Here is a 23,448-nt window from a genome sequence, read left to right on the forward strand (position 1 = left end):
GTGCGCCCATGCCTGCTCCACGCAATATGTTCAAGTTGGCACTTGCCGAAGGACGGCCGCAGATCGGCCTTTGGCTGGCGCTCGCCAATCCCTACACCGCCGAGATCTGCGGTGGTACCGGTTTCGACTGGCTGCTGATCGACGGCGAACATGCGCCCAATGACGTGCCGCTGATGATGGCGCAGTTGCAGGCGCTTGCCGGTTCGCAGAGCCATCCGATCATCCGTCCGCCGATCGGCGAGGCCTGGCTGATCAAGCAGCTCCTCGATATCGGCGCGCAGACGCTGCTGGTGCCGATGGTCGAAACCAGTGAACAGGCCCGCGCGCTGGTCCGGGCCGTGCGCTATCCGCCACACGGCATGCGCGGGGTCGGTGCAGCGCTCGCCCGTGCCTCCGCCTTCAATCGCATCGACGATTATCTCCCGACTGCGAATGCCGAAATCTGCCTGCTGCTGCAGGTGGAAAGCCGGGCGGGTCTGGCGGCCATCGACGATATAGCCTCGACCGAAGGCGTCGACGGCGTCTTTATCGGCCCCGCGGATCTGGCCGCCGACATGGGCTTTCTCGGCCGGCCCGGTGCGCCGGAAGTGCAGGAAGCCGTCGAGGCCGCACTGGCGCGGATCCAGTCGCACGGCAAGGCTGCCGGTATCCTGACCTCGGACACTGCACTTGCGAAACGTTACCTCGAACTCGGCGCGCTTTTTGTTGCGGTCGGAAACGATGTCAGCCTGCTGGTGGGGGCGACCAGTCGCCTGCGTGCAAGCTTTGCCGAGCATGCTTCTGCACCGATAGCCGGAGCGAACACACCCGCCTCTGGCTATTGAAAGGCGACGGCAGCCAATAGGTCAGTACACTCTCGATCGCAGATGGTCGAGCGTCAGCGCCACGCCGGCCTCGAGATCGACACGCGGGGAAAGGCCATAGGAGGCCTGTAGCGCCGTATCGCCGCAACGGTAGAACACGCCCTCGGGCTTATCTGACCGGCCGCTTATTTTTGGCTCCCAGCCGATGCCTCGGCTGACCAGCCGGGCGAGTTCTATGAACGAGGTGGCGACGCCGGTGGAGATGTTGAGACAGGCGCCGTTCTGCAACCGGGTAAAGGTTCTCCAGACGAAGTCGATGCAGTCGGAGATATGGATGAAGTCGCGACACTGTCGGCCGGAGCCCCAGACGAAGACCTCCTCCGCCCCGCGCTCCTCCAGAAGCCGCCGGCAGATCGCCGGGAACGGATAGCTCAGATCCTGGTCCTCGCCGTAGCCGCTGAACGGGCGATAGGCGACCGCCCGGCCGCCATAATTCTCGACATACAGCTTCATCAGATATTCGCCGCTGAGCTTCGCCCAGCCATAGCTCAGATCTGGAACGCCGATGCTGGCCTCGAAACCGATCATGTCTTCGCTGAGCTTCCGATAAGCTTCCGGTCGTTGCAAGCTCACGGGATAGGCGGCGCTGGAGCTGAAATAGACGACCGATCCCGGCCGCGTGCGCGCCGCCCAACGCCACATGTCGGTGTCAACCGCGAGATCCTCGGCAACCAGGAGCGTCTGCGTCTCCAGCATGACGCGGCCGCCGACCATGGCGGCCAGATGAAACACCATGTCGAACCGGTCGTCGGCGCGATCGAAATAGCGGCGGCAATCCTCCTCGATCAGAGAGAAGCCGGCCTTTGGCGGGTTCGGCCATTCGGCGGGACGCATCGCGCCGGTTCCGCGCGCGAACTTGTCGACACAAACGACATCGACACCCTCCGATATCAGCTTGCCGCAGAGATGGCGTCCTACAAATCCGGCTCCGCCGGTCACCAATGCACGCGCCATCCCCCTGCCTTTCAGATCCGGCCGGCCATTTCAAACTCTTGTCGGGCTGGCCGCCCCATTGCCTCTTTCAGCTTGTCGCGTGTCACGAATTTGAGCCGGCCTGAGTAGATATCGACGATCCGCTGGCGCCATTCGTCTCTCGAGGGGGCAACGCTCTTGCCATAGGCGAAAGCCCCCCTGCTCAGATGCCGGACCAGAGCGTCGCTCTCCATCAGTGCCATGATCTCGGCAAGAGATCGTGCATTGCCGCTCTCAAACACCAGCCCGGCCTGGTGCTGCTCGATTTCCGTGGCAATCAACGCATTGCTGCTGGCGATCACCGGTATCCCGCACATCAGTGCCTCGGCGGCCACCAGACCATAGGGTTCCGGCATCCTTGACGGCATGAAGAAATAGCGCGCCCGCGATGCGACAGCGGCAACCTCGTCGTCATCGAGCCAGCCTGGAACATAACAGTGCGGAAGCGCGCGCTGGATCTCCTCGAGCAACGGCCCCCTTCCGATCAAGGTCGCAGCCTTGCCGGTGGCGTCGAGCGCCTCGGCGAGGGTTCGAACGCCCTTTTCCACCGACATGCGGCCGAGAAACATGGGGCGGCTGTTCTTCCAGGCCTCGACCGGGGATTGCGTGAGCGGCGTCGACGGCGTGCGCAACGTCAGGAAGTTTCGAAGCGGGCCGTCACTCAGATAGGGCTCCATGCCCTCATGGGCGAGAATGACCCCGACGCGGCTCCAAAATGCCTCACCCGTGGCAGTCTGGGTCATCGCCCGGGCGAACCGCCACAGTTTGTGCAGGTGGTTGCGCTTGTCGCAGGCACTGACGAGGCATCCGGTCGACAGTGGTTTCTCAGTGCAGACCTCGCCCTTGCCGTAGTGGACATAGGCACCGTTTGGACAGGACAGGAAGAAGTCATGGGCGGTGACGACGACCTTGGCCTTGCTGCGCGCGAGTGCATGAAAGATCGAGGGCGACAGGATCTGCGACCAGCCGTGGACATGAACGACGGTCGGGTCGCTCCGGGCTTCGAGCAATCGCCGCAAGGCGAGGTAGGCGCGGCGGTTGAAGTTCCTGTCAAACAGGTTTGTGAAGCGGACGCCGTCACGCAAGGGGCGCTCGCCCAAAGCCTCCACCTCGACACCCGGGAAACGCGAGCGAATGCCGGCGCCGTCGTCGCCGACCAGAACGGCACAATCGAGCCCCGCAGCAACGCCCGCCTCGATGCATTGGAGCGCAACCTTGGTTGCACCCCCCAGGGCCTCCGATACGTCGTTGACAACGATAAGCCGCATGAACACTCGCCTCTCGGAGACTTTAACTGCGCGACCTGGTTCCCCTTCATTTCGCCGCCTGTTGCAGCAGATTTGCAAGCCATCAATTTGCGGTAGACGCCGCGCGCGAATGGCCGGATCAGCACCGCGCGAACCGCTTGAGAGGATGCCGGCTGGTACGCCGCAAAGGCTGCGGGAAGTTGGCGCTGTCTACCGGCTGATCCGTCCGAAGCGGGCAATGTGCACGCCCTTGGCTTGGCCTGACCGCTGCTACTTTGCCAGGACGTATAGGCCGTAAAGCACAATGAGCGCTGCAGCACCGATGGCCGCAATCAAGCCCAGGCGCTTCTCGATGAAGTGCCGCACCGCTTCGCCGTGCCGGCGAAGCACCGCGGCGAGGATGAAAAAACGTGCGCCGCGGGTGATGACCGCCGATGCGATGAACATGCCAAGGCTGACATTGGCTGCACCGGACAGGATGGTGACCACCTTCATCGGGGGTACATGCGCAAGCCCCGATGTGACCAGCAGAAGCACGACCGCTTCCATGTCCACGGAAGCGCGCATGGATTCGAACGCATCGATCTTGCCGTAGAACTGCAGGATCGGACGGGCGATCGCGTCGAAAGCATAGTGGCCGAGGAACCAGCCGGCGATGCCGCCAAGCACCGAGAACAGGGTGGCAAGGAAGGCATAACGATAGGCCCTATGCGGTTTTGCCAACACCATCGGCAGGAACAGGACGTCGGCCGGAACCACGAAAACCGAACTTTCGACGAAGGCGACAACCGCCAGCCACCAGGCCGCCGACTTTCGGCCAGCGAGGTCCATCGTCCAATTATACAAACTGGGAAGCATGGCAAATCCGGTCGTTCATGGGCGTCCCCATGGGACCCTGGCGGGAAGAGTTCCAATCCTCCGGGGCGGAGGACAGAGACTGAACACACATCGATATTGTGCAGTCGGTTAGCAAAGGGGCGGATTTTTGTCTGCCCCGAAATCGCGCTGCGCAACTCTTATTGTCCGGCGACCCCTCCTCTCTGCAGCGGCTCGCGCTCGCGACCGAACCGGTTCAGTCCGGTTGGCGCCGCTTCATTGACGCCATCACGTAACTTTTATTGTGCCATGATATTGAAAAAGCGCTACTCATGTAACCTAATAAGATACGATATTCACGAAACGAGGCCCGACATGACCCATGACGTACTCATCCTCGGCGGCAGCTACGCCGGGCTTTCCGCCGGTCTTCAACTTGCACGCGCCCGCCGGAAGGTGTTGGTGATCGACACCGGGTTGCGGCGGAACCGGTTCGCCCGCACGTCGCACGGCTTCCTCACCCAGGATGGCAGCACTCCGGCAGACATTGCCGCCGAAGCCCGCGCGCAGTTGATGGAATACCGGACGGTCGAGTGGCTGCAGGCTGAGGCCACCCATGCCGAACGCATGCAGGATGGCTTCAAGGTCGCCTTGCGGCAAGGCCCGGAGGTTACCGGAAAGCGGCTTGTGCTCGCCACGGGTGTCACCGATGTCCTGCCGGAGCTTGAAGGCCTTGCCGATCGCTGGGGCAAAAGCGTCTTCCACTGCCCGTATTGCCACGGTTACGAACTCGACGAGGGGAGCATCGGCGTGCTCGCGACATCGCCCCTGTCGATGCATCAGGCCCTGATGCTGCCGGACTGGGGTCCAACGACATTCTTTCTCAACGGGGCATTCGAACCCGATCACGACCAGTTGCAGCAGCTAGCACGGCGGAATGTGACGGTGGAGCATGGCATCGTCCACAGGCTCGATGGTGAACGGGCGGACGTTGTCATGCGGGACGGACGGGTGCTGCCAATGGATGGCCTGTTCACTACCACCAGGACGGTGGTCTCGTCGCCCTTTGCCGAACAGCTCGGCTGCGCCTTTGATGACGGCCCGCTTGGTCGCTACATCCGAACCGATTCCATGAAGGCGACGACCGTTGCCGGCGTCTTTGCCTGCGGCGATGCGGCGAGGCCGACGGGATCGGTCGCGCTGTCTGTCGGAGATGGGGCGATGGCGGGTGCTGCCACTCACCGATCCCTCATGTTCGACTGAGAGGCCGATCGCGACAGGTCCCGGCAGCGCACCGCTGAACACCGGGACTGCGGGCTCCCCTGGCCTGCATGTTCCATGTTATCAAAGGAAAACGTTATCAAAGGAAAACAGGGAAGAATGCCATTGCGACAGGACGGACGACTCTCACGCTTGTTGCATGTATTGCTGCACATGGAAAAGCATGCGGCCCCAATGACATCCGAAACGATCGCCCGGATGCTCGGTACGAATTCCGTCGTCGTGCGCCGCACGATGGCCGGACTTCGCGACGCCGGTTACGTATCGTCCGAAAAGGGCCATGGCGGCGGCTGGACATTGTCGCGGCCGCTTTCCGATTTCACCCTCCTCGATGTCTATCGAACCATCGGCAGTCCAGGTTTCTTCGCCATGGGTGTCGCCACCGACGAACCGAAATGCCTGGTCGAACAGGCTGTCAATTCGGCGCTGGAGCGAACGCTCGATGAGGCCGAGGCCCTGCTGCTCGCGCGCCTCGGCGAAATCGCCGTTTCCGATATCGCCGCCGATTTCGAGCAGCGCTACGGCGCTGCCATGGGCAACAGGTTGCCCTCATGTGCAGACCACCCGAACAGCGCAGATTGAGTGCTGACTGCGCCATTGCACCATCCGCTCCGCCTCAGCGTCCTCAAGGGGGCGGTCGTAAAGATTGTATTTAGTCTTTTCCGGTAAGTTTCCGTTAGCAATTTCACATCAATGGGGTCTGGCGGCACTGTTCCTCGCCGTCGACAATGTTTTGCGTACGGGTGTTCATGCGTTTCTCAGCTGTGCCAGCAATGTTCCTTGCCTGTCTGGTTTTGGCAGGCTGCACGTCCAGTTCGACGCTGGACACGATCGTGCCGCAACAGCCGTCGCGCGAAACGACGAGCTCGGTCATGCCGACATCTCCCGTGCCTTCGGCCAGTGTCGGCGTCGCCCAGGCGCAAGCTGCGCCGCCGCAGGAAGTGCTCGCCTGGGCAGGGGCGGTGCCGGAACCGGAAGCCTTCCGACCGGATGCAAGGGCCGCAGCAACACCGATGCCGCTGGAGCGGCCCGTTGCCGCCATCGTGCCGGCGACACCCGCGGTTCTGACGACGCCGGGAACCCGCTCGCAAATTTACGGGCATCGCTTCCGCGACGCCAAGCCGATCAATTTCGGACGGGCATCGCCACGCAAGATGGCCGTCCATGGCGTCGACGTGTCGCGCTGGCAGGGCGAGATCGACTGGCCCAAGCTGCGCACCCAGGGTGCCAACTTCGCCTATATCAAGGCGACCGATGGCGGCGACCACCTAGACCCGATGTTCAAGAAGAATTGGCGCAAGGCCAAGGAAGCCGGACTGAAGCGCGGTGCCTATCATTTCTTCTACTGGTGCCGGACTGCCGGCGAGCAGGCCGACTGGTTCATCCGCAATGTTCCGCGTGAAGCCGGCGCTCTGCCGCCGGTGATCGACGTCGAATACAATGGCGAGTCCAGCTGCAAGCGGCGCCTGTCGCGCGCCCGCGTGCTTGAAAAGATGCAGGTCTTCATGGACAAGCTCGAGGCGCATTACGGCCAGCGCCCGATCATTTACACCGCCCCGGATTTTTATGCCGACAACCTTTCGGGCGAACTGCTCGACTATCCGTTCTGGCTGCGCTCGGTGGCGGCTCACCCCTCAAAGAGATATCCGGGCCGCAAGTGGGTCTTCTGGCAATATTCGGGATCGGGCCTCTCGCACGGCGTCGAAGGCAAGATCGACCTCAATGTCTTTCACGGCGATGAGAACGATTGGCAGAACTGGCTCGCCCGGCGCGCAAGCTAGGCCATCGTAACCGACCGGGCGCCCGGCGCGCGCCCGGATCGACAAATTTCGGTTTAAAGATGCGTCAGCCTCGGACGCAATCCCCCTGCGGTAGCGTTGCAAGGCGAAACGCGCCGCCCCTCTTTCTGGATACACCAGTCGCGCTCTCCCGCCCAAAATCCAGGCTCCCCTGAATGCCGCCAGTCTTGCGTATAGGCCGCGCCGGAAAAGAAAAAGCCTGCCGCGGGAGGAGGTGCGGCAGGCTCTTGAATGGATTGAATGGCAACTGGGAGGAGGAGTGTTGCCATTCCGGCAAGCGCTCTTTGGGAGGAGGAGAAAGCGCCTGCAACTATCGAAGCGTTGCGGGAGGAGATGCGCTGCTTCGATGAGTTGACTATACAAGAAACCGGTCGGTTTCGTAGATCCGAGTTCGCAGACCAGCCATGCACTCAGCGCCGATCGGATGGCTCGCAACATCAGCCGAAGACAGAAAGATCGGCCCAAACGGGCTTGAAACTGCCCTTCGCATGGACGAGCCCCATCCTCCGCCAGCGGCAAAATTCAATGATATCAGAGGCTTGCCTCGCAAGTGACACCCGCAGCCGCGGCCGTCACGCCCATGTCACGGGAACGGTCCCACAAACCGTGTTATAAAATCCCGTCATCGCGTGTCTCCGACATCCCCCGGCCAGCGGTTGTGGATGCGAGAAGCATTGAAAGCCCATGCAAAACGGAAAGGAGCGGCGGACCATGCCCCGCTACATGTACCATATCCATGCGGCCGGCGTGACGAGCCGCGATCAGGCCGGCAAACAGCACCCCAATGACGGCCGCGCAGTCGCTTACGGACAGCTCATCGCCGACGAACTCGCCGAGGAATACGAGTATCGTGGCGCGATCGTTGACGTCCTCGCGCCAAGCGGACGCCTGATTGCGCGTCTGGTTTCAAGCCGGGCTTTTCCGCCGTGGCTGCAATCCACGCCACCAGCGCAGCGCGCGCTTCACTGATACCAACGTAATTGGGAAAGCGATGGCTGCGGCCATCGTCTCTGCAACGACAGAACTGGCGGACAGGCAGCACGCCGAAACACGTTTGGCCCTGCCCGCCGGCAACCTTTCACGAGATCAGGAAGCGGCACGCGTTCCATCCATAGCCACACGGCCGAGCTATCGCCGCCGCGAGCGTGACGCAAGGACGTTGCGGATCGAAAAGCTGGAATGGATCCGCAGGACGCCTGGGAGCTTTGCGAGGATCTCCTTGTGGATGCGCTCGAAGTCGCCGGCATTTTCGACCTCGACCCGCAACAGATAATCGGAACCACCGGTCATCAGGTAACATTCCTGGATTTCCGGGTGCTTTCTGACCGCCGCCTCGAAGCGGTTGAGGTGCTCCTCCGTCTGGCGTTCCAGGGTGATGTTGATGATCACTGCAATGGCGTTGTCGCCATCGACGTTTCCCACCAGCGCGGTGTAGCCTCGGATCACGCCGCCCTGTTCCAGCAGATTGATGCGCCGCAGGCAGGCCGATGGTGACAGCCCCACTTCTGCCGCGAGCTTGGTGTTGCTCATGCGCGCATCGAGGCGCAGCAGGCGAATGATGTTGCGATCGATCGCATCAAGACCGGACATGCAGATTCTTTCGTTTTTCCGCCGAATACTCCTAAAATCAGTCAATGATGGAATTTTCAAGCGCTACTTCGCATGATCGTGCTCGATTATTTCACTATGCTCTGAAGCAATTTCTGGGAGAGCCGGGGGACTTGGAGGTACGCGGCAAATGCAAGCACCTTGTGTCGGCCTCAGGCTGCTGGACGATCGATCTGTGATCCTGAGGATGCGATGAAGATTACCATATTGGGCGCCGGCGTGATCGGCGTGACCTCTGCATACTATCTCGCCAAGGCCGGCCACGAGGTGACCGTCCTCGATCGTCAGCCCGGCCCGGCGCTGGAAACGAGCTTTGCCAATGCCGGCGAAATCTCGCCGGGCTACGCGTCTCCCTGGGCGGCGCCCGGTATCCCGCAAAAGGCGCTCAGATGGCTGTTCATGAAGCATGCGCCCTTGATCATCCGCCCGATGGTGGACGCCGCCACCTGGCGCTGGATGACCGCAATGCTGCGCAATTGCACCTCGGCCCGTTACGCCATCAACAAGGGCCGGATGGTTCGCCTGGCCGAATACAGCCGCGACTGCCTGATTGCTCTGCGCGAGGAAACCGGCATCGCCTATGATCACCGCACGCAAGGCACCCTGCAACTCTTCCGGACTGCCAAACAGCTTGATGGCATCGGCAAGGACATCGAAGTGCTGAAGGCCGATGGCGTGCCGTTCGAGGTGCTCGACCCGGCCGGCTGCGTGGCCGCGGAACCCGGGCTACAGCCGGTCCGCGACAAGATCGTCGGCGGCCTTCGGCTGCCGAATGACGAAACCGGCGACTGCTTCAAGTTCACCAACGAATTGCAGAAGCGCGCCGAAGCTCTCGGCGTCCAGTTCCGGTTCGGCGTCGACATCCGCCGGCTTCGCCAGGACGGCAAACGCATCGTCGCCGTCGAAACGGCTGAAGGCGAAATCCGTTCCGACATCTTCGTGGCAGCACTCGGCAGCTACACACCGGCGCTTCTGAAGCCGCTCGGCCTTCGCCTGCCAGTCTATCCCGTCAAGGGTTACTCCATCACCGTGCCGATCGTCGACGAGACGCGCGCGCCGGTATCGACGATCATGGACGAGACCTACAAGATCGCCATCACGCGGCTCGGTGATCGCATTCGCGTCGGCGGCATGGCGGAGATCGCCGGTTTCAGCAACGACCTTCCCCAGACGCGTCGCGCCACACTCGAACATTCGGTCGAAGACCTGTTCGGCGGCGCGGGCGACCAGAAGCAGGCAACCTTCTGGTCCGGGCTGCGGCCGATGACGCCGGATGGAACGCCGGTGATCGGCGCTACGCGCTTCGCCAACCTGTTTCTCAACTCCGGTCACGGCACGCTTGGCTGGACCATGGCCTGCGGCTCGGGCCGCGTATTGAGCGATCTCATCAGCGGTTCCAAGCCCGAGATCGAAACAGCGGACCTGGCAATCAACCGATATCATTGACGGCGCACGCAACGGGCCGGCGCCTCGCGGCGCCGGCAGATGCCGAGATCGAACTCGGCGCCTCGGCCCGCCATTCTACAAGACGTTAAACAGTGACGGCGCCGCCAGCTCCGTCGCCCGGTTGCGGCGGCAGATCCGCCCACTTTCTTTCGCTGGCGCCGAAAGCGCTCGCGCACTCGCCCGCGCTATAGGAACAAAGAGCAGCCGGCAAAGCACCCGAGCGCATACATCCCCGGCTCAATTCCAGGAAAATCCGCTGGTCATCGCCTGTGCGCGTTCAGGATCAATGGGATTTCACCCTTTTCAGGTCGAATTGCTTGCGCCCACCATCGAGGTTCAAGCTCAGCTGCACGCCGCGGCTCAGCTTCGGCAAAGGCGCAGTCAGGTCGATACGGCCAAAAATCTGCTTGCGGCGCTCGCTGTCACGTTCTCGCTTCAGGCGGGAGTCGGCGACGGCGGCCAGTGCGCGATTGATGATTTCAGTGCGGGTCATCGTTCATCTCCACATCCGTTCTCTTTTTGTTCTATTTTTAGAAAAATGTCAAGTGAACGTCTCGCCTGCGCGCTGGCGTTGCCAAGAAGCCCCATGACATCATGGGCGCCGAGGCATCACGCCTCCCCCGGACATACGCCCCTAGAACGTGATCTTCACCGAACTGGTGCTACGGCTGGCGGCGCCGTGATAGACGGCTTCGATGTTGTTGCCATCGGGATCGAGCAGGAACGCGGCGTAGTAGCCTGGATGATAGGGACGTTCGCCGGGTCGACCGTTGTCCTTGCCGCCATTTTCCAGACCGACTTTGTAGAAGGCGTCGACCATGGCGCGGTCCCGGGCTTGGAATGCCAGATGGTGGCGCCCGGTCAGCTTACCCTGGGCCGCTTGGCTGCCGGCCGTCGAGACGAACAGTTCGTCGGCCCAAAAATAGTCTTCGCCCACGCCTCCCAACGGCACCTCGAGAGCACGCAGTACCGCTTCGTAGAACCGCCGACTGGCGCCGAGATCCTTGATCACCAGCTGGATATGGTCGATCAATCGGCCGCGATGCAGTTCCATCCTCAAATCCTCCGTTCGCAATCGACAGGGATTTAGGTCCGGCCCGAGGCTCGTCAATGGCCGTCAGGTACAGCCTTGGTCGCCCCCTCACGCGCAAGACTTTTGGAGAAGATTATCGACGACCTTGTTTCCAGGGCTTGAAATGGCCGCAATCGCTCGCCATATGGGGCATAACGAATTGATCGTTGAGCATAGACAGTCTCGGTGAGACGGATGTGTTCCGGTCAGAGTTCGCGCTAAACCGCTGACCACGGATGTACTGGCAGGGCAAAGCAGCGAACGGGAAAAGGTCGGCATTGCCGGCCTTTTTTGTTTTCGAGATTTCCCGCTGCCTCATCAAAATCCGCACAGACCTGTTGCGTTCGACTGCCTTTGTCTGGCAGAAGACCCGGGAACGCGATCGCCATCAGTTTTAGGATGGGGTCGGGCGGGCGATTGACGTCTACCTCGCTGCCACGAGACCACGTGGCCGTTCACTACAGCGCCGCGCGTCCTGACGGACGCACGAAGGTCAATGTCGCACCTGAAATTGCTGGCTGTTTTTACCCTTGAACCGGATACGATTTAAAGAGACATGCAGTAGGCCTTCCACAGCATGTGCCGCCGGACTGGCAGCAGCCGGACTGCTCACCGAACTCTGCAGATATGCGAAGGAACCATGATCTCATTCAGGCCGATGCTTGAGAGCGAGTACGCTGGATATCTCGCCTATTTCATTCCCGACTATGCCGCGGAGATCGCCGCCAACTACGGGATCCCGGCTGCAGACGCGCTGGCGCAGGCAACGAGCGAGATCGCCGAGGATCTGCCGCAAGGCGTCGATACACCAGGCAGCGTCCTACTGTGCCTGATCGAAAGCGCAAGTGCCGCGCATGTCGGCTATCTCTGGTATCGACCGGACGCAATGGGCCGCTCAGCCTTCATCAGCGACTTCCATATTCTGCCCGATCATCAGGGAAAAGGCCTTGGAAAGCTCGCCATGGCTGCGCTTGAGGTCGAACTCTCGGCAAAAGGGTTCGAGCAGATCAAGTTGCGTGTCGCCGAGAACAACCCGCGCGCCCGGCACGTCTATGAGGCAACAGGATTTCGCGTGACCGGCACCAATATGAGCAAGACACTCAAGCCATCCTAGAGGTAGCTCCTTCGTGAACACGGCACCGTCGGTCGCCTCGTTTGCAATCCCGCGCGGAACTTAAGCCGCCCTTCTTCGTTGCACCCTTGCTATAACAAACGAGGTGCAAAAATGGCCAATGACATTCAGCGATCCGTCGAAGACCAGATCTCCGAACTGCGGGCACAGGTTGCCGATCTGACCCGATCGATCTCCGCACGCGCTGGCGAGGCTGCCGAGAGCGCCGCCGATCTGGCGGAGGATGCGAGAGGGCGGGTTCGTTCGGCCGCGCGTGTCGTGCGTGCACAGGGACAGAGCGTCGTCGAAGCGGCGAAGGACAATCCAGGCACGGCGACGACGGTTGTCAGCACCGCCGGACTGATCGGCTTTGCTATCGGCGTCCTTGTCGGCGTGTCCTGCCAAAGCAATGCGCGTTGGCGATAACTGCCGGGCCCGACGTGGTTGACCGGTACGGTTGGCCACGCCAAGCGAGCTTTTCTATTGAGCCGGCATGTTCACCAGCAGCGTGCCGGCGACGCCAAGCCCGATCAGGATGAAATGGGTGATCTGCAGGGTGTCCTGGCGGATATAGTAGGCAAACCAGGCACCGCCAATCAGCATGACCAGGCTGAGGGCTATGAAGGCTGCGAAAGCGAGATTGGCCCAGATGACAGCCGTGGGACCCGCCGATATGCCGAGGAGCGCGCCGAAAAACATAAACGCTGCTGCGGCCAGAAGCAGCATGGTCGCCACCTCCAGCAGCAGAACGAAGCTGAAGACCGCACGATGCCACAGGGCGCCATTGACGCGGCGCGATAGCAGCGGCGTGCGGATGGCGGGCTCCTGATCGAAGAGCTGCATGCGCATCAACAAACCAATCGAAAAGACGCCGTTGCGAAACGCGACGACGTTGTTGAGCACGACAATGGCAAGCCAGAGCGCGAGACCGGAAAGCAGGATGGCTTTGATCAGGAGGAGCGAAGTCAACTGGGTCATTTTTCGATATCACCATGGGTTGAGACGGACGCGTTTGATCGCGATACCCAGATGACGAATGGCAGCAGGCAGATGTGACGCCGACATCGTCATTTTTTCCGGCCTGTGCTTTTCCGCCGGAATGAAGGCTGTCCACATTTTCGGGAATAAGTTGGGGATCAGCTGGCCATCAGCGCCGCCGCGGTGCGCCACATACCTGGACGCCTTATTGAGGCCACGAAATCGGTGCCACCATCGGCGGCGGCGGACCTTGGGTCTATTGCCTTGCGCAGGGATCGAACGAGGGCCTGCGCAAGGCATGATCGGCAAAGCCGTGTCGCCCGTTCCCGTCAGCAAACTACCCCCATCAGCAAAAATGACGACGGAGGCGGCGGTGGTTGTCCACTGACGCGGCGATAGCGCTTGCCTGCGCCGGTCGCCTGTTCAACGGCGGCGTTGGGTCAGCGCCATGCCGACAAGGATCAAGGTGACGCCGAGCACACTGGCAAGAAGCCCCGCAGAGACGCCCTGCAACACATCAAGCGCCACGCCCGAGACCATCTGCCCTCCGATCACCAGCAGCGCGGTATTGACGGCACCGATGCGCGCGATGAGCCAGCTACCGGCAGCGACGAAGACGACGCCGATCGAGCCGCCGAGATAGGCATGCCAGGGGGCGTCCGCCGCCCCTTCGGGAATGAGGCCGCCAATAGACAGGCCGAGAATGCTCAGGGCGACGAAGCCGACGATATGGTTCCAGAACGACGCGATCAGCGGCGACGTCGAAAGGCTGAGCCGGCCATTGACCTGTCGGCTGACGCCGACCAGAACTCCGGCGAGGCAGGCAAAAAGGATCGGCAGGGTCATGCGTTGCCCCTGCCGAAGAGGATAATGAGCGCACTGCCGGCAAGGATCAGGACCATGGCGGCCAGATCTCGACGATCCGAACGACGCATCGGCAGGCCGAAGAGCCCCCAGCGATCCGCCACGATGCTGAAGATCACCTGGCCCGCCAGGCCCAGGGCAAGCGTACCGGACAATGCAAGCGGCGAGTTCACCGCAAACGAGGTGAGCATGACGGTGATGGCGCCGGAAATCCCGCCAAGATAGGCCCACAGCGGCGCATGCGGCTTCGCCCCTGCATTTCGCGCGCGCCAGGGATAGAGGATAGCGAGCAGCACAAGTGCCGCCACTGTCCCCGTGCCGTGCGCTGCCCAGGACGAGAACAGTGCGTTGCCGTATCGGCCCAGTTCTCCGTTGAAATGAACCATCAGCGTTAGAAGCCCGCCCGTGCCGAAGGCGGCCAGCAGGTGCAACGGGTTCAGCCGAGGTGCGGAGGGAGTGGTCATGAATGGGTGCTCGCAACAAAATCGATCATTCGGCAGTCATCAATCGCCGTTTGCTTTTCCTAGAGGTTCGGGCCCGCGATTGACAGCGTTCGATTGCTTTCGCCGGCCAATTTCCGGCGGCTCGCCCGCGGCCAGCTTCAAACGAGCACCCTCTCCCGTGGAATCCAACAGCTAGGGGACGCGCTGACATTGGGTCTGTGACCGTCGCCAGGCAGAACCGTCCGAGCGACGCCGATGGCGAAATTCTAGCATGACAGTCGCCGTCAGGGCCGATCGACAGACTTGCCGGACAGGCCTCAGGCTGCGTCAGCGGCCGGGAATCCACGTGATGAAACGAACAAGCTTGTCCGTCAGTCCCTTGTAGGGCGGCGAGATCAAGTCACTCGGTGCGGGATCATATTTCCTCAGTACCGGCATCGACTTGGAGAAGGTCAGGAACCCTTCCCGACCGTGATAATGGCCCATGCCGCTCGCGCCGACGCCGCCGAACGGCATGTCGTTGCAGGCAAACTGGTAAAGCGTGTCGTTGATACAGACGCCGCCCGCGACGATGCGGGCGAGGATCGCCTCGATCTCGGTCGCATCCGCGCTGAAGCAATAGAGCGCCAGCGGCCGATCGCGGCCGAGCACATGGTTGATCGCCTCGTCCGTGGTGCGATAGCTGATCACCGGCAGGATCGGCCCGAAAATCTCCTCGCGCATGACCGCGCTATCTTGAGTGGGCTCGAGGACCACGGTGGGCTCCATCAGGCGAACGCGCGACGGCGAAGCCTGTTTCATTTCCAGAAGCGGAATGAGCGCATGCCCGCGCGCCCGCGCATCGCTTACAAGGCCGGCGAGACGGTCGTGCTGGGCGTCGTTGATGATCGAGGTATAATCCTGATAACCGTTGCCCACCCCGTAGCGCTCACCGATCTGCTGCCTCAGCAGGCTGACGAAAGCATCGCGTTTGCTTTCGTGGATCAGGACATAGTCCGGCGCGATGCAGGTTTGGCCGGCGTTGAAGAACTTGCCTGTCGCGATACGGTCCGCCGCACGCCTTAAATCCGCGCTTTCCCCGACGATCACAGGGGATTTGCCGCCAAGCTCCAGTGTGACCGGGGTCAGATTCTGCGCGGCCGCCGCCATCACCTTGCGACCAACGGCGGTCGAACCGGTGAAGAACAGATGGTCGAACGGCAAAGCGGAAAAGGCCGCCGAGAGGTCGGCGCCGCCGAGCACCACCGTCGCCCGCGTCTGCGGGAAAACGTCGGCGATCAGCCTGCGCAAGAACTCCGACGTGCGCGGCGTATGCTCCGACGGCTTGAGCAGCACATGGTTGCCGGCACCGATCGCCGCGACCAGTGGCGCCAGCGCCAGATTGACCGGATAGTTCCACGGCGAAATGACGCCGACGACACCGAGAGGAACGAACCGGACGTGCGCCTTTGCCGGCCACAGCTTCCATCCGGCCGCGCGGCGCTGGGGCTTCATCCAGGCCTTGAGCCTTGCGAGCGTGTGATCGATCTCCGAAAGCACGACGCTGCCCTCACCAAGCAGCGTTTCATGGACGGAGCGATGGCCGAAATCGGCGCTGACCGCCGTCGACATCTCGTCGAGGCGTTCGCGGAAGAGACGGCGCAGGCGCTTCAGATCGTCCCGGCGCTGCTCGTAGGATGGACGTTGGTCGAGCCAGGCGGAGCGCAAGCGCTCGAAGCTCTGCTGTAGCTGAGGCGGATTACTATCGTGCATGCGCATTGCCTTCGGTCGAACGGGCGAAGAGCCATTGTGCGGCATAATAGGTGCCGAGTACCCAGACGGCATTATAGGGGATATTCCAGCGGAACCGACCGTAAGCGAGCAGCGTGTCGCTGACCATGAAGAGCAGCCCACCGAGCGCCGCTGATCGCGCGGCGGATTTCTGTGGCGCGCCGATAGCAATCTGCCGATCGCGGGAAATCGCCTGTGCTGCCATCGCCGCCAGCGCCAACGCATAGATCACGACGGGAACGCGCATGCCTGGCGGCAAGGACGACCACAATCCGGCAATGACGACAAAGCCGATGACGGTGAAGAGCGCGAACATCCTCTTGTCCGCGGCAAAGCGGCTGTCTCGCTTGAGCGCCCAGATATAGGCGCAGTGGGTCAGGAGAAAACAGACGAGGCCGGCAAGAAAATAGTCGCCCGGCAACATCAGAAAGAAATCGCCAGCCGCCGCAAAGGCTAGCCCCACGACGATCGCCTTCCCATAGGCGCCAGACGAAGGGGCGATGTTGCGAAGGACGGCGACGAGCAAAAGCAGCGTCGCCGTCGGCTTCGTGAGGTAGTGCAGCCACCGCCAGCCGGATTGATCGCCACCGGCCAACAGGCTGCCGGCAATGGCGAGAACGGCGAGGAGGATAAACAGTGCGTTGAGCCATGCGTTGTCTCGCGCGCCCAAAGTGATGCTTTGTTCCATGCCTGCCCCTCGTTGTTCGCGCGACTTGTCCGCCACGATCGCCCGGTGAAGACCGCCGCTATTGCTGCTCCCCGGCTCATTCGAAGGACTGTAATCAAGCACCGAAGATTGTCCATAGCTGAACAAATATGGAGGCCGAGGTCTTTTCTGCAATCGCAGCTACATAAATACGGGGACGGCCTTGTGCAGGCGGTCAGACGATTTATATAAATCTGACTACAGAAAGGACTGCTCATGGCAACCCGGGGACGGCCGCGTGGTTTCGACCGCGATCTTGCGCTTCAGAAAATCATGGATGTGTTTTGGGCAAAAGGGTACGAGGCCGCTCAACTCAACGACCTGACGGCGGCCATCGGCATCACGCCGCCGAGCTTCTACGCCGCATTCGGCTCGAAGGAGCAGGCGTTTCGCGAGGCGGTCAGCCTCTACGTCGAGACCGCTGGATCAGGCTCGATGCGCGCGCTCAATACCGGAGAAACGGCGCAACAGGCGATACGCGCGATGCTTCTCGCCAGTATCGACGTCGCGCTCAACGCTCCGCAATCGAACGGCTGCCTGCTGATCCTCGGCGTCATGAACTGCCAAGCCGAAACGGAGCCGCTCTACTATCTGCTGAAGGGCGTGCGGAAAGAAACCGTGGAGCGCGTGCGCGCAAGGCTCGAGCGCGGCGTAGCGGACGGCGATCTCCCGCAAACCACCGACATAGCGACCTTGGCCAGCTACTACGGCGCCATCATGCAGGCCATTTCCATGCAGGCGCGTGATGGCGCGCGCCGGCCGGAGCTGGAAGCTCTTGTCGGCCCGTCCCTCACCGCCCTGCAACAATGAAGACAGATTGCCGCTGCGGCAGTCACGACGAATTGAGAGGGATGACGATGCAGACCTTTGAGACGACCGTCAACGCTGTTCCCACCCGGACCGGAAAGGTCGTAATACCGGAGGAATTTCAGGCGGATGTGGATCAGTTTCACTACGCGCCCGCCCGCCGCGCCGGTGATTTCGTCTATCTCTCCGGCATTGTCGCCGCAAACGACGACACCAGACCGATGGACGCCGAAAGGTTTCGTCTCGAACTGCGCCGCGTTTTCACGCTGATCGCACGATTGCTCGATGCGTGTGACGCGCGCCTCGAGGACGTTATCGAACTCCAGATGTTTCATGTGTTTGGAAGCGACCGCCTGGCCCTGGACAAGGCCGGCCAACTGGCCGCGATCGCCGCGGTGCGAGACGAGTTCTTTGCCGCGCCCTATCCTGCCGCGGTCGAACTTGCCGTTGCCGAACTCAATCCCGACGGCGGGCTGGTCGAGATCAAGGCGACGGCATTCGCACCTCTGGCTACGTCCGGTTGATGGGCTTCCAGGCCCGTCAAGGATATCGGGTCTCGTCGAGGACACGTGCGCTTCCGGTCATGTGCCGGCCAGCGACGCCAGCCGCCCAGGCAACCGTCTCGTCGATGCCGCCGAAGGGGTAAAGATGAAGCCTGACCTTGCCGAGATCGCGCCCCCTCATCCCGTCTTCGAGACGGGTCATGAAACGATCCGGCCCTACCTTGTTGATGAGATTGGCCAGAGAGAAGCCATACTTCCCGACGATCGCCGCCGACGAGACCACACCGAATTGCGTGGCGAACCGCAACAGACGTCTGACGTCGGCAGGTCCAGGCACGCCGATGCGGATAGGTACATCGATACCCTTGCTTCTGACCTGCGCGATCCAATCGACGATTGCGTCCGCGTCGAAGCCGAATTGCGTCGTGATCTCCACCGTGCAGCCACGGGCTTTCAAGAGCCCGATCTTCAGCTCGAGGGCTTCCCACAGGCGCGCTCGGTCGATCCTCGGGTGACCTTCGGGGTAGCCCGCGATCCCGACATGGACAATGTCGTGGTCTGTGATGATGCCGCCGGCAATCAGATCGAGGGAGTCTCCATAAGGACCGGCGGGTGACGACGGATCGCCGCCCACGAACATGAAACGCGTCGGACGCGCAGCAACGATCAGGCCGGCGAGCAGTTCGTCCCGGTCCTCGACCGATCTCAGCCGCCGGGATGAAATGATCGGGACGGGTTCGAACCCCCATTGTCGGATCCGTGCCGCCGCGTCGATACGTTGCGCATGGGTCTCGTTTCCGAGGAAGGCGATGTTGATCGGCGTTCCGGCGGGAATGGCGGACCTCGCAGCTTCGATCTGCCCGATATCCTTGCCGGTAATCTCCAGCGAATAGTTGTGAAACAGCGCAGTCTCTGAATCGTGTCGTGTAAACGCAGTCATGGGCATCCTTTGCCGGCGCGGCGACGCATGGGCTGAGTTATCGCAACGCCCCGATCGTTTCCCTGCAATCGTCGATGATCTACCCGATGGGCGGCTGCCGCGTCGACGCGCCAAGCGTCGCAGGCTCGACGCGCTCCGAGAGCAAGACTGGGCAAAGCACAAGCGATGCATCGAGCTGTAAACCGGAATCAAAAGCGCCCGCTTGTTTCCAAGCGGGCGCTTCGTGAATTGGTCAATTGTCTCAGGCGCGATTAGCGGCCGTAGGCACCCCGGGCAATGCTCTGGATGTCGGCGCGTTCGATGCCGAGGTCGCGCAGTTCACGCGAGGACATGCGGCCCAGTTCGGAGACCGTCTGCCGGTACTTGAGCCAGTTGTTGAAAGAGCGTGCTACGTTCATGATGATCCCCTTTCCTTGGGCTTTCCAAGCTCAGCTGCCAGTCCTTGGCGCTTCGTTCGCTTCGATGAGAGGAATATAGGCGATCACCCCCGCGAGCAGTAGCGCCAAGACCTCAGCCCACCCCTGCATGCCGTGCATGGATCGTTGTTCCCCAGGGCACTGCGGCGGTCGAAAAGCTGTGTCAGAGAGAACGACCACGGTGATCAACCGCCCTTTGAGAGCAGTTTTGCCCAGCCCGGGAAGGTTGGACCTACCGGGCTGGGTGCTGTCATGCTTGGTCGAATGTCCGATGCCTGAAACTCAGCGCATCATCGCGCCGACATTGCCGCCGTCGACCGTGAGGACCGCACCGGTGCTGGTGCGCGCCTTGGCGAGGTGGACGAAGGCGGCCGCAACATCCCGGGCCGTGACTTCACGCTTGACTAGGTTGCCGCGCATGTAGCTCTCCGGCGAAATGCCGCGGGCCTGGCTGCGCTCCTCGATCATCTGGTCAGTCATCAGGCCGGTACGGATACGGTCCGCATTGACCGCGTTCGAGGTGATGCCGTCGGCACCGTGTTCGACGGCGTACTGGCGCATCAGCGCCATCAGCGCCGCTTTCGACGTTCCGTAGGGACCGAAGTCGGGACCGGGATTGACCGCCTGCTTCGAGACATTGAACACCAGCGCGCCGCCGGTCTTCTGGGCCTTCATGATCCTGACGGCGCTGCGGGCGATATAATGATGCCCCCAGAAATTGAGCGCGAAGGCCTTCTGGAAGACCTCCTCCGACACATCCAGCAGCGCGCCCTGGAAGGCGGCACCGGCGTTCGAGATGACGATATCGACACCGCCGAAATGCCTCGCCACGTCGGCAAGGGCGGCGTCGACCGCCTCCGGCTTGGTCACATCGCAGACGAGACCGATGCCGCCAAGGCGAGCGGATTCCTTCTTCAAGGCATCCTCCGCAAGATCGAGCAGGGCGATCTCGGCGCCCTCGGCGTGGAGCGCCTCGGCAATCGCCAGTCCGAGGCCACCGGCACCACCAGTGATCACGGCAACCTGCCGGCTCAGCGGTTTTTCAGCCTGCTTCGTCAGCTTCACCTGCTCCAGCGACCAGTATTCGATGTCGAAGAGGTCTTCTTCCGACAGCGCCTCGAAGCTCTCGATGCCTTCGGCATTACGGATCACGGCGATCGTCGCCTCGGCAACATCGGCGCCGACACGAGCAGCCTTCTTCGACGGCCCGGCGGCAAACAGGCCGACGCCGGCGACGTAAAAGACCCGCGGCATCGGATCGAGCATGCGCTTGATGCCGCCGACGCGGGCGTTGTTGCGCTCGAAATAGGCGCGATACTCGTCATTGTAGGCGGCGACGGCGGCGCGCACCTTTTCGGCCCAGGCCGTCATGTCGCCGGCAATCGGAGCCGGCAGCGCCACGCCAAAGCGCTTGATGTGGATGACATGCTCGGGGGTGGCGTTGCCGCGATGGGCCAGATCGGCAACATTCTCTGCATTGCAGAAATCGAGAACCTCCGGACCTGAGCGGTGCTCGAGCACGAAGCGGCGCGGGCAGCCTTCAATGCCGCTGTCGATCGCGATGGCGCCGCGCAGAACCGGCGCGATCTCGGCAGCCGTTGCCAGCGAAGCCGCCTGTTCGACGGTTTTGAACGGACGCGGGTTGCCGCGGGCAATGCGACGCTCGGCCTTGTCGATGGCCGCGATCATCTTTTCATAGGATTCGCGCGGATCTTCCGACCAGGTGAAGATGCCGTGCTTCAGCAGGATCATGCCGTCGGCACCCGGATTGGCGCGAAACGCCGCGTCGCAGGCCTTGGCAAGATCGAAGCCCGGCATGACGTAGGGGACGATGATGGAGTCCGGGAACAGTTCGCGCACCAGATCCTCGCCATGCGGTTGGTTTGTCAGCGACACGATGGCGTTGGCATGGGTGTGGTCGATGTGCCGGAACGGCAGGTTGGCGTGCAGGATCGCTTCGACCGAAGGGTTCGGTGCTGCTGGATCGATGAGCAGCCGGCGCTGCAGCATCACCATGTCGTCGTCGCTGAGGACAGGGAATTTGACCATGGCCTGAAGCGGCTCCAGCCTGACCGCAGGCAGGCCTGCCGGCTCGATCGTGCCCATGTCCCAGCCGCTGCCCTTGACGCACAGAACGGCGACCTCGGACCCATCCATCTCCGTAAACGTGGTCTTGACCGAGGTGTTGCCGCCGCCGTGCAGCACCAGTTCCGGGTCCGAGCCGAGAAGCCGGGTCGTGTAGGTGCGGATCGCGAGATCCCGATTGATGCCGGCGTTGACATAGGTGTCGACCACACGGGCGAATTCGGCTTCTGACCATCTGGATTTCATCAAAGTCTCCTGTCTTCCCGCGCTTGGCAGCGTTTCCTATGGGGTTTGAAAATCAAGTCCTGTCGCCGGCCCTCCATCGGATCGCGTGCAGGACGATCGTTCGTCCTGCACGCGCCGTGAAGACACGGGGCGGCCTATCCGCCGGCGGCCTGCAGGCGAAGCCTCGCTGCTGCGTCATCGGTCCGGGGCTGAGTGCACCCGAAACCGCAATCGACGTCGCGAGTGAGTTGCAGCGGGTTTGCGGAGGCGAAAATGGCTGGACGCAGCGCTCGGCCGACTGGTTCGTTTCCAACCCGTTTGCACGCGCCTATAGTCGTCCATTGCATCTCGGCGTCTCCCAAAACCTTCGCCGAGACAATTGCCACCATGTAGTGTCATGTGTCAACAAGCATGGCAAATTTGTTTGACGGCGGACACTTTTTCCGCTTCAGGAGAAGCCATGACAATCCAGGGGAGCAGACGATGATGGATAGCACGCGGGCGAACCGGGGAGTGGGCGAAGGCATAGCGCTGCCCGCGGAGTTCGACGATGGCGTCGTCTGGGCCGCCTGGCTCTATTATGTCGACCAGCTCACCCAGAGCGAGATCGCCAAGATGCTCGGCGTGTCCCGGGCCACGATCGTCAACTACCTTCAGGAGGCCCGCGAGCGCGGGCTGGTCAATATTCGGCTCAACACCGAAGTCGGCTTCCGCACCGGCATTGCGCGACGCCTGAAGGACAAGTTTGGCCTCGAGGGGGCATTGGTCATTCCGGCCGTCGACAACAGCGACCTGGTGCAGCGTCTCGGTGAAGCCGGAGCGCGCCTGCTTGCCGATATGGTGCAGCCGGGCGACACGATCGGCGTTGCTTGGGGGCGCACGGTGCTGGCGGTTGCCGACAGCATCTCGCTGCCCGAGCCGGTGGAGGGATTGACGGTCGTGCAGGTCTCCGGAAGCTCGATTGCCAACCCGGACTTCGCGCCTGAATTCTGCACCTCGCTGATGTCGCGCCGCATCCATGCCCGCTGCATTAACCTACTTGCCCCAGCCCTGCTGTCGACACCCGAGTTGAAACAGGCACTTCTGGCCGAACAGGTCCTGGTCAAGCAGTTCGAGCTCATCCACTCCTCGAACATCATCCTCTTCGGCGTCGGCGACATCGGCCCCGAGACGTTGATCCGCTCGGCCAACATCACCGGCCAGGAGGACATCGACGCCTACCAGGCCGGCGGCGCGGTCGGAGTGCTGATCTGCCGCTTCATCGACGCCGAAGGACGGCCGGTGCGCGGCGATCTCGACAACCGCATGGTCGGCATCGAGCTCAACGAGTTGAGCCAGGTGCCTCGGCGCCTGTGCGTTGCCGGTGGCGCCAGCAAGCTGACGGCGATCCGGGCGACGCTGAAGGGCGGTTATGCCACGCACCTTGTCACCGACATCGCCACGGCGGAGTTGCTGCTGCAGTAGCAGTCTCGCCGCCCGATATCGGATCGGGCAGC

At 62.1% G+C, this 23,448-nt stretch carries 26 protein-coding genes; 11 read left to right on the plus strand and 15 right to left on the minus strand.

What is annotated here, in order from left to right:
• Positions 1 to 8: 8 nt before the first annotated feature.
• Positions 9 to 824 (plus strand): 4-hydroxy-2-oxoheptanedioate aldolase, encoded by an 816-nt coding sequence (gene hpaI, locus LPJGGPFB_RS29065; protein WP_173423394.1) that lies wholly within the window; start codon positions 9 to 11, stop codon positions 822 to 824.
• 21 nt (positions 825 to 845) lie between these two features.
• Here the strand turns inward: hpaI and LPJGGPFB_RS29070 are convergent, their stop codons facing one another.
• The 3 genes from LPJGGPFB_RS29070 to LPJGGPFB_RS29080 form a co-directional block, all read right to left on the minus strand.
• A complete protein-coding gene (locus LPJGGPFB_RS29070; protein WP_173423395.1) occupies positions 846 to 1,817 on the minus strand; it encodes an NAD-dependent epimerase/dehydratase family protein in 972 nt (323 codons plus the stop codon).
• Positions 1,818 to 1,828: 11 nt separating this feature from the next.
• On the minus strand, positions 1,829 to 3,103 hold the full coding sequence (locus tag LPJGGPFB_RS29075) for a glycosyltransferase (RefSeq protein WP_173423396.1): 1,275 nt from the start codon (positions 3,101 to 3,103) through the stop codon (positions 1,829 to 1,831).
• A gap of 249 nt (positions 3,104 to 3,352) precedes the next feature.
• Positions 3,353 to 3,940 carry a YqaA family protein gene (locus LPJGGPFB_RS29080; protein ID WP_173423397.1) on the minus strand — a complete coding sequence of 196 codons (588 nt, stop codon included), beginning with the start codon at positions 3,938 to 3,940 and terminating at the stop codon, positions 3,353 to 3,355.
• Between the two features lie 333 nt (positions 3,941 to 4,273).
• Here LPJGGPFB_RS29080 and LPJGGPFB_RS29085 point away from each other — a divergent pair, with 333 nt between their 5' ends.
• Positions 4,274 to 5,161, plus strand: a complete 888-nt coding sequence (locus tag LPJGGPFB_RS29085; RefSeq protein ID WP_173423398.1) for an NAD(P)/FAD-dependent oxidoreductase — start codon at positions 4,274 to 4,276, stop codon at positions 5,159 to 5,161.
• Between the two features lie 123 nt (positions 5,162 to 5,284).
• On the plus strand, positions 5,285 to 5,761 hold the full coding sequence (locus LPJGGPFB_RS29090; protein ID WP_173423460.1) for an Rrf2 family transcriptional regulator: 477 nt from the start codon (positions 5,285 to 5,287) through the stop codon (positions 5,759 to 5,761).
• A gap of 103 nt (positions 5,762 to 5,864) precedes the next feature.
• On the opposite strand, the gene LPJGGPFB_RS33395 is transcribed toward LPJGGPFB_RS29090, so the two are convergent.
• A complete protein-coding gene (locus LPJGGPFB_RS33395) occupies positions 5,865 to 6,053 on the minus strand; it encodes a hypothetical protein (protein WP_234903115.1) in 189 nt (62 codons plus the stop codon).
• Here LPJGGPFB_RS33395 and LPJGGPFB_RS29095 point away from each other — a divergent pair.
• Together LPJGGPFB_RS29095 and LPJGGPFB_RS29100 are read left to right on the plus strand one after the other, a co-directional pair.
• The gene (locus tag LPJGGPFB_RS29095) at positions 5,974 to 6,960 is read left to right on the plus strand and encodes a GH25 family lysozyme (RefSeq protein ID WP_327795845.1); all 987 of its coding nucleotides are present in this window, start codon (positions 5,974 to 5,976) and stop codon (positions 6,958 to 6,960) included. The two genes, LPJGGPFB_RS33395 and LPJGGPFB_RS29095, sit on opposite strands and share 80 nt — an antisense overlap.
• A gap of 729 nt (positions 6,961 to 7,689) precedes the next feature.
• Positions 7,690 to 7,947, plus strand: coding sequence for a hypothetical protein (locus tag LPJGGPFB_RS29100; RefSeq protein ID WP_173423400.1), 258 nt, complete (start codon positions 7,690 to 7,692; stop codon positions 7,945 to 7,947).
• A gap of 159 nt (positions 7,948 to 8,106) precedes the next feature.
• On the opposite strand, the gene LPJGGPFB_RS29105 is transcribed toward LPJGGPFB_RS29100, so the two are convergent.
• Complete coding sequence (locus LPJGGPFB_RS29105; protein WP_077502660.1) at positions 8,107 to 8,568, minus strand: Lrp/AsnC family transcriptional regulator; 462 nt, start codon at positions 8,566 to 8,568, stop codon at positions 8,107 to 8,109.
• A 210-nt stretch (positions 8,569 to 8,778) separates the two neighbouring features.
• Here LPJGGPFB_RS29105 and LPJGGPFB_RS29110 point away from each other — a divergent pair, with 210 nt between their 5' ends.
• A complete protein-coding gene (locus tag LPJGGPFB_RS29110; RefSeq protein ID WP_173423401.1) occupies positions 8,779 to 10,032 on the plus strand; it encodes a D-amino acid dehydrogenase in 1,254 nt (417 codons plus the stop codon).
• Positions 10,033 to 10,315: 283 nt separating this feature from the next.
• On the opposite strand, the gene LPJGGPFB_RS29115 is transcribed toward LPJGGPFB_RS29110, so the two are convergent.
• Together LPJGGPFB_RS29115 and LPJGGPFB_RS29120 are read right to left on the minus strand one after the other, a co-directional pair.
• Positions 10,316 to 10,525 carry a hypothetical protein gene (locus LPJGGPFB_RS29115; protein WP_173423402.1) on the minus strand — a complete coding sequence of 70 codons (210 nt, stop codon included), beginning with the start codon at positions 10,523 to 10,525 and terminating at the stop codon, positions 10,316 to 10,318.
• Between the two features lie 141 nt (positions 10,526 to 10,666).
• Positions 10,667 to 11,086 carry a VOC family protein gene (locus tag LPJGGPFB_RS29120; RefSeq protein ID WP_173423403.1) on the minus strand — a complete coding sequence of 140 codons (420 nt, stop codon included), beginning with the start codon at positions 11,084 to 11,086 and terminating at the stop codon, positions 10,667 to 10,669.
• 658 nt (positions 11,087 to 11,744) lie between these two features.
• On the opposite strand from LPJGGPFB_RS29120, the gene LPJGGPFB_RS29125 reads away from it, so the two are divergent.
• Both LPJGGPFB_RS29125 and LPJGGPFB_RS29130 read left to right on the plus strand, forming a co-directional pair.
• Entirely contained in the window at positions 11,745 to 12,218 is a 474-nt protein-coding gene (locus tag LPJGGPFB_RS29125; RefSeq protein WP_173423404.1) for a GNAT family N-acetyltransferase, read from the plus strand.
• 111 nt (positions 12,219 to 12,329) lie between these two features.
• Complete coding sequence (locus LPJGGPFB_RS29130) at positions 12,330 to 12,641, plus strand: hypothetical protein (protein ID WP_173423405.1); 312 nt, start codon at positions 12,330 to 12,332, stop codon at positions 12,639 to 12,641.
• A 54-nt stretch (positions 12,642 to 12,695) separates the two neighbouring features.
• On the opposite strand, the gene LPJGGPFB_RS29135 is transcribed toward LPJGGPFB_RS29130, so the two are convergent.
• From LPJGGPFB_RS29135 to LPJGGPFB_RS29155, 5 genes are all read right to left on the minus strand, one after another.
• Positions 12,696 to 13,193 (minus strand): DUF2165 family protein, encoded by a 498-nt coding sequence (locus LPJGGPFB_RS29135; RefSeq protein WP_173423406.1) that lies wholly within the window; start codon positions 13,191 to 13,193, stop codon positions 12,696 to 12,698.
• 423 nt (positions 13,194 to 13,616) lie between these two features.
• Positions 13,617 to 14,039, minus strand: coding sequence for a DMT family transporter (locus LPJGGPFB_RS29140; RefSeq protein ID WP_173423407.1), 423 nt, complete (start codon positions 14,037 to 14,039; stop codon positions 13,617 to 13,619).
• Positions 14,036 to 14,521 carry a DMT family transporter gene (locus LPJGGPFB_RS29145; RefSeq protein WP_173423408.1) on the minus strand — a complete coding sequence of 162 codons (486 nt, stop codon included), beginning with the start codon at positions 14,519 to 14,521 and terminating at the stop codon, positions 14,036 to 14,038. The genes LPJGGPFB_RS29140 and LPJGGPFB_RS29145 overlap by 4 nt, the downstream gene beginning before the upstream one ends.
• Before the next feature lie 306 nt (positions 14,522 to 14,827).
• Positions 14,828 to 16,258 carry a coniferyl aldehyde dehydrogenase gene (locus LPJGGPFB_RS29150; protein ID WP_173423409.1) on the minus strand — a complete coding sequence of 477 codons (1,431 nt, stop codon included), beginning with the start codon at positions 16,256 to 16,258 and terminating at the stop codon, positions 14,828 to 14,830.
• Positions 16,242 to 16,958, minus strand: coding sequence for a lysoplasmalogenase (locus tag LPJGGPFB_RS29155; protein WP_173423410.1), 717 nt, complete (start codon positions 16,956 to 16,958; stop codon positions 16,242 to 16,244). The genes LPJGGPFB_RS29150 and LPJGGPFB_RS29155 overlap by 17 nt, the downstream gene beginning before the upstream one ends.
• Before the next feature lie 234 nt (positions 16,959 to 17,192).
• Here LPJGGPFB_RS29155 and LPJGGPFB_RS29160 point away from each other — a divergent pair, with 234 nt between their 5' ends.
• Positions 17,193 to 17,786 (plus strand): TetR/AcrR family transcriptional regulator, encoded by a 594-nt coding sequence (locus tag LPJGGPFB_RS29160; RefSeq protein ID WP_173423411.1) that lies wholly within the window; start codon positions 17,193 to 17,195, stop codon positions 17,784 to 17,786.
• A 47-nt stretch (positions 17,787 to 17,833) separates the two neighbouring features.
• A complete protein-coding gene (locus LPJGGPFB_RS29165; RefSeq protein WP_210264627.1) occupies positions 17,834 to 18,307 on the plus strand; it encodes a Rid family hydrolase in 474 nt (157 codons plus the stop codon).
• 16 nt (positions 18,308 to 18,323) lie between these two features.
• On the opposite strand, the gene LPJGGPFB_RS29170 is transcribed toward LPJGGPFB_RS29165, so the two are convergent.
• The 3 genes from LPJGGPFB_RS29170 to LPJGGPFB_RS29180 all read right to left on the minus strand — a co-directional run bounded on the left by LPJGGPFB_RS29170 (position 18,324) and on the right by LPJGGPFB_RS29180 (position 21,973).
• Positions 18,324 to 19,226 carry a methylenetetrahydrofolate reductase gene (locus tag LPJGGPFB_RS29170; RefSeq protein WP_173423413.1) on the minus strand — a complete coding sequence of 301 codons (903 nt, stop codon included), beginning with the start codon at positions 19,224 to 19,226 and terminating at the stop codon, positions 18,324 to 18,326.
• A 251-nt stretch (positions 19,227 to 19,477) separates the two neighbouring features.
• Complete coding sequence (locus LPJGGPFB_RS29175; RefSeq protein WP_173423414.1) at positions 19,478 to 19,624, minus strand: DUF1127 domain-containing protein; 147 nt, start codon at positions 19,622 to 19,624, stop codon at positions 19,478 to 19,480.
• Positions 19,625 to 19,924: 300 nt separating this feature from the next.
• On the minus strand, positions 19,925 to 21,973 hold the full coding sequence (locus tag LPJGGPFB_RS29180) for a bifunctional aldolase/short-chain dehydrogenase (RefSeq protein ID WP_173423415.1): 2,049 nt from the start codon (positions 21,971 to 21,973) through the stop codon (positions 19,925 to 19,927).
• Positions 21,974 to 22,435: 462 nt separating this feature from the next.
• Between LPJGGPFB_RS29180 and LPJGGPFB_RS29185 the strand changes: the two genes are divergently transcribed.
• On the plus strand, positions 22,436 to 23,416 hold the full coding sequence (locus tag LPJGGPFB_RS29185; RefSeq protein WP_234903117.1) for a sugar-binding transcriptional regulator: 981 nt from the start codon (positions 22,436 to 22,438) through the stop codon (positions 23,414 to 23,416).
• The last annotated feature ends 32 nt before the right edge of the window (positions 23,417 to 23,448 follow it).

Source organism: Ensifer adhaerens, assembly GCF_013283195.1.
Classification (GTDB): Bacteria; Pseudomonadota; Alphaproteobacteria; order Rhizobiales; family Rhizobiaceae; genus Ensifer; species Ensifer adhaerens_G.

Bases quoted from the DNA above. Each gene is read 5' to 3' on its own strand.
- LPJGGPFB_RS29160 (WP_173423411.1), top strand. From the start codon at position 17,193: ATGGCAACCCGGGGACGGCCGCGTGGTTTCGACCGCGATCTTGCGCTT.
- LPJGGPFB_RS33395 (WP_234903115.1), bottom strand. From the start codon at position 6,053: ATGACCGAGCTCGTCGTTTCGCGCGACGGCTGTTGCGGCACGATCGTG.
- LPJGGPFB_RS29120 (WP_173423403.1), bottom strand. From the start codon at position 11,086: ATGGAACTGCATCGCGGCCGATTGATCGACCATATCCAGCTGGTGATC.
- LPJGGPFB_RS29145 (WP_173423408.1), bottom strand. From the start codon at position 14,521: ATGACCACTCCCTCCGCACCTCGGCTGAACCCGTTGCACCTGCTGGCC.
- LPJGGPFB_RS29155 (WP_173423410.1), bottom strand. From the start codon at position 16,958: ATGGAACAAAGCATCACTTTGGGCGCGCGAGACAACGCATGGCTCAAC.
- LPJGGPFB_RS29075 (WP_173423396.1), bottom strand. From the start codon at position 3,103: ATGCGGCTTATCGTTGTCAACGACGTATCGGAGGCCCTGGGGGGTGCA.
- LPJGGPFB_RS29135 (WP_173423406.1), bottom strand. From the start codon at position 13,193: ATGACCCAGTTGACTTCGCTCCTCCTGATCAAAGCCATCCTGCTTTCC.
- LPJGGPFB_RS29100 (WP_173423400.1), top strand. From the start codon at position 7,690: ATGCCCCGCTACATGTACCATATCCATGCGGCCGGCGTGACGAGCCGC.
- hpaI (WP_173423394.1), top strand. From the start codon at position 9: ATGCCTGCTCCACGCAATATGTTCAAGTTGGCACTTGCCGAAGGACGG.
- LPJGGPFB_RS29130 (WP_173423405.1), top strand. From the start codon at position 12,330: ATGGCCAATGACATTCAGCGATCCGTCGAAGACCAGATCTCCGAACTG.
- LPJGGPFB_RS29115 (WP_173423402.1), bottom strand. From the start codon at position 10,525: ATGACCCGCACTGAAATCATCAATCGCGCACTGGCCGCCGTCGCCGAC.
- LPJGGPFB_RS29110 (WP_173423401.1), top strand. From the start codon at position 8,779: ATGAAGATTACCATATTGGGCGCCGGCGTGATCGGCGTGACCTCTGCA.
- LPJGGPFB_RS29180 (WP_173423415.1), bottom strand. From the start codon at position 21,973: ATGAAATCCAGATGGTCAGAAGCCGAATTCGCCCGTGTGGTCGACACC.
- LPJGGPFB_RS29140 (WP_173423407.1), bottom strand. From the start codon at position 14,039: ATGACCCTGCCGATCCTTTTTGCCTGCCTCGCCGGAGTTCTGGTCGGC.
- LPJGGPFB_RS29150 (WP_173423409.1), bottom strand. From the start codon at position 16,258: ATGCGCATGCACGATAGTAATCCGCCTCAGCTACAGCAGAGCTTCGAG.
- LPJGGPFB_RS29105 (WP_077502660.1), bottom strand. From the start codon at position 8,568: ATGTCCGGTCTTGATGCGATCGATCGCAACATCATTCGCCTGCTGCGC.
- LPJGGPFB_RS29070 (WP_173423395.1), bottom strand. From the start codon at position 1,817: ATGGCGCGTGCATTGGTGACCGGCGGAGCCGGATTTGTAGGACGCCAT.
- LPJGGPFB_RS29080 (WP_173423397.1), bottom strand. From the start codon at position 3,940: ATGCTTCCCAGTTTGTATAATTGGACGATGGACCTCGCTGGCCGAAAG.
- LPJGGPFB_RS29165 (WP_210264627.1), top strand. From the start codon at position 17,834: ATGCAGACCTTTGAGACGACCGTCAACGCTGTTCCCACCCGGACCGGA.
- LPJGGPFB_RS29085 (WP_173423398.1), top strand. From the start codon at position 4,274: ATGACCCATGACGTACTCATCCTCGGCGGCAGCTACGCCGGGCTTTCC.
- LPJGGPFB_RS29185 (WP_234903117.1), top strand. From the start codon at position 22,436: ATGATGGATAGCACGCGGGCGAACCGGGGAGTGGGCGAAGGCATAGCG.
- LPJGGPFB_RS29175 (WP_173423414.1), bottom strand. From the start codon at position 19,624: ATGAACGTAGCACGCTCTTTCAACAACTGGCTCAAGTACCGGCAGACG.
- LPJGGPFB_RS29125 (WP_173423404.1), top strand. From the start codon at position 11,745: ATGATCTCATTCAGGCCGATGCTTGAGAGCGAGTACGCTGGATATCTC.
- LPJGGPFB_RS29170 (WP_173423413.1), bottom strand. From the start codon at position 19,226: ATGACTGCGTTTACACGACACGATTCAGAGACTGCGCTGTTTCACAAC.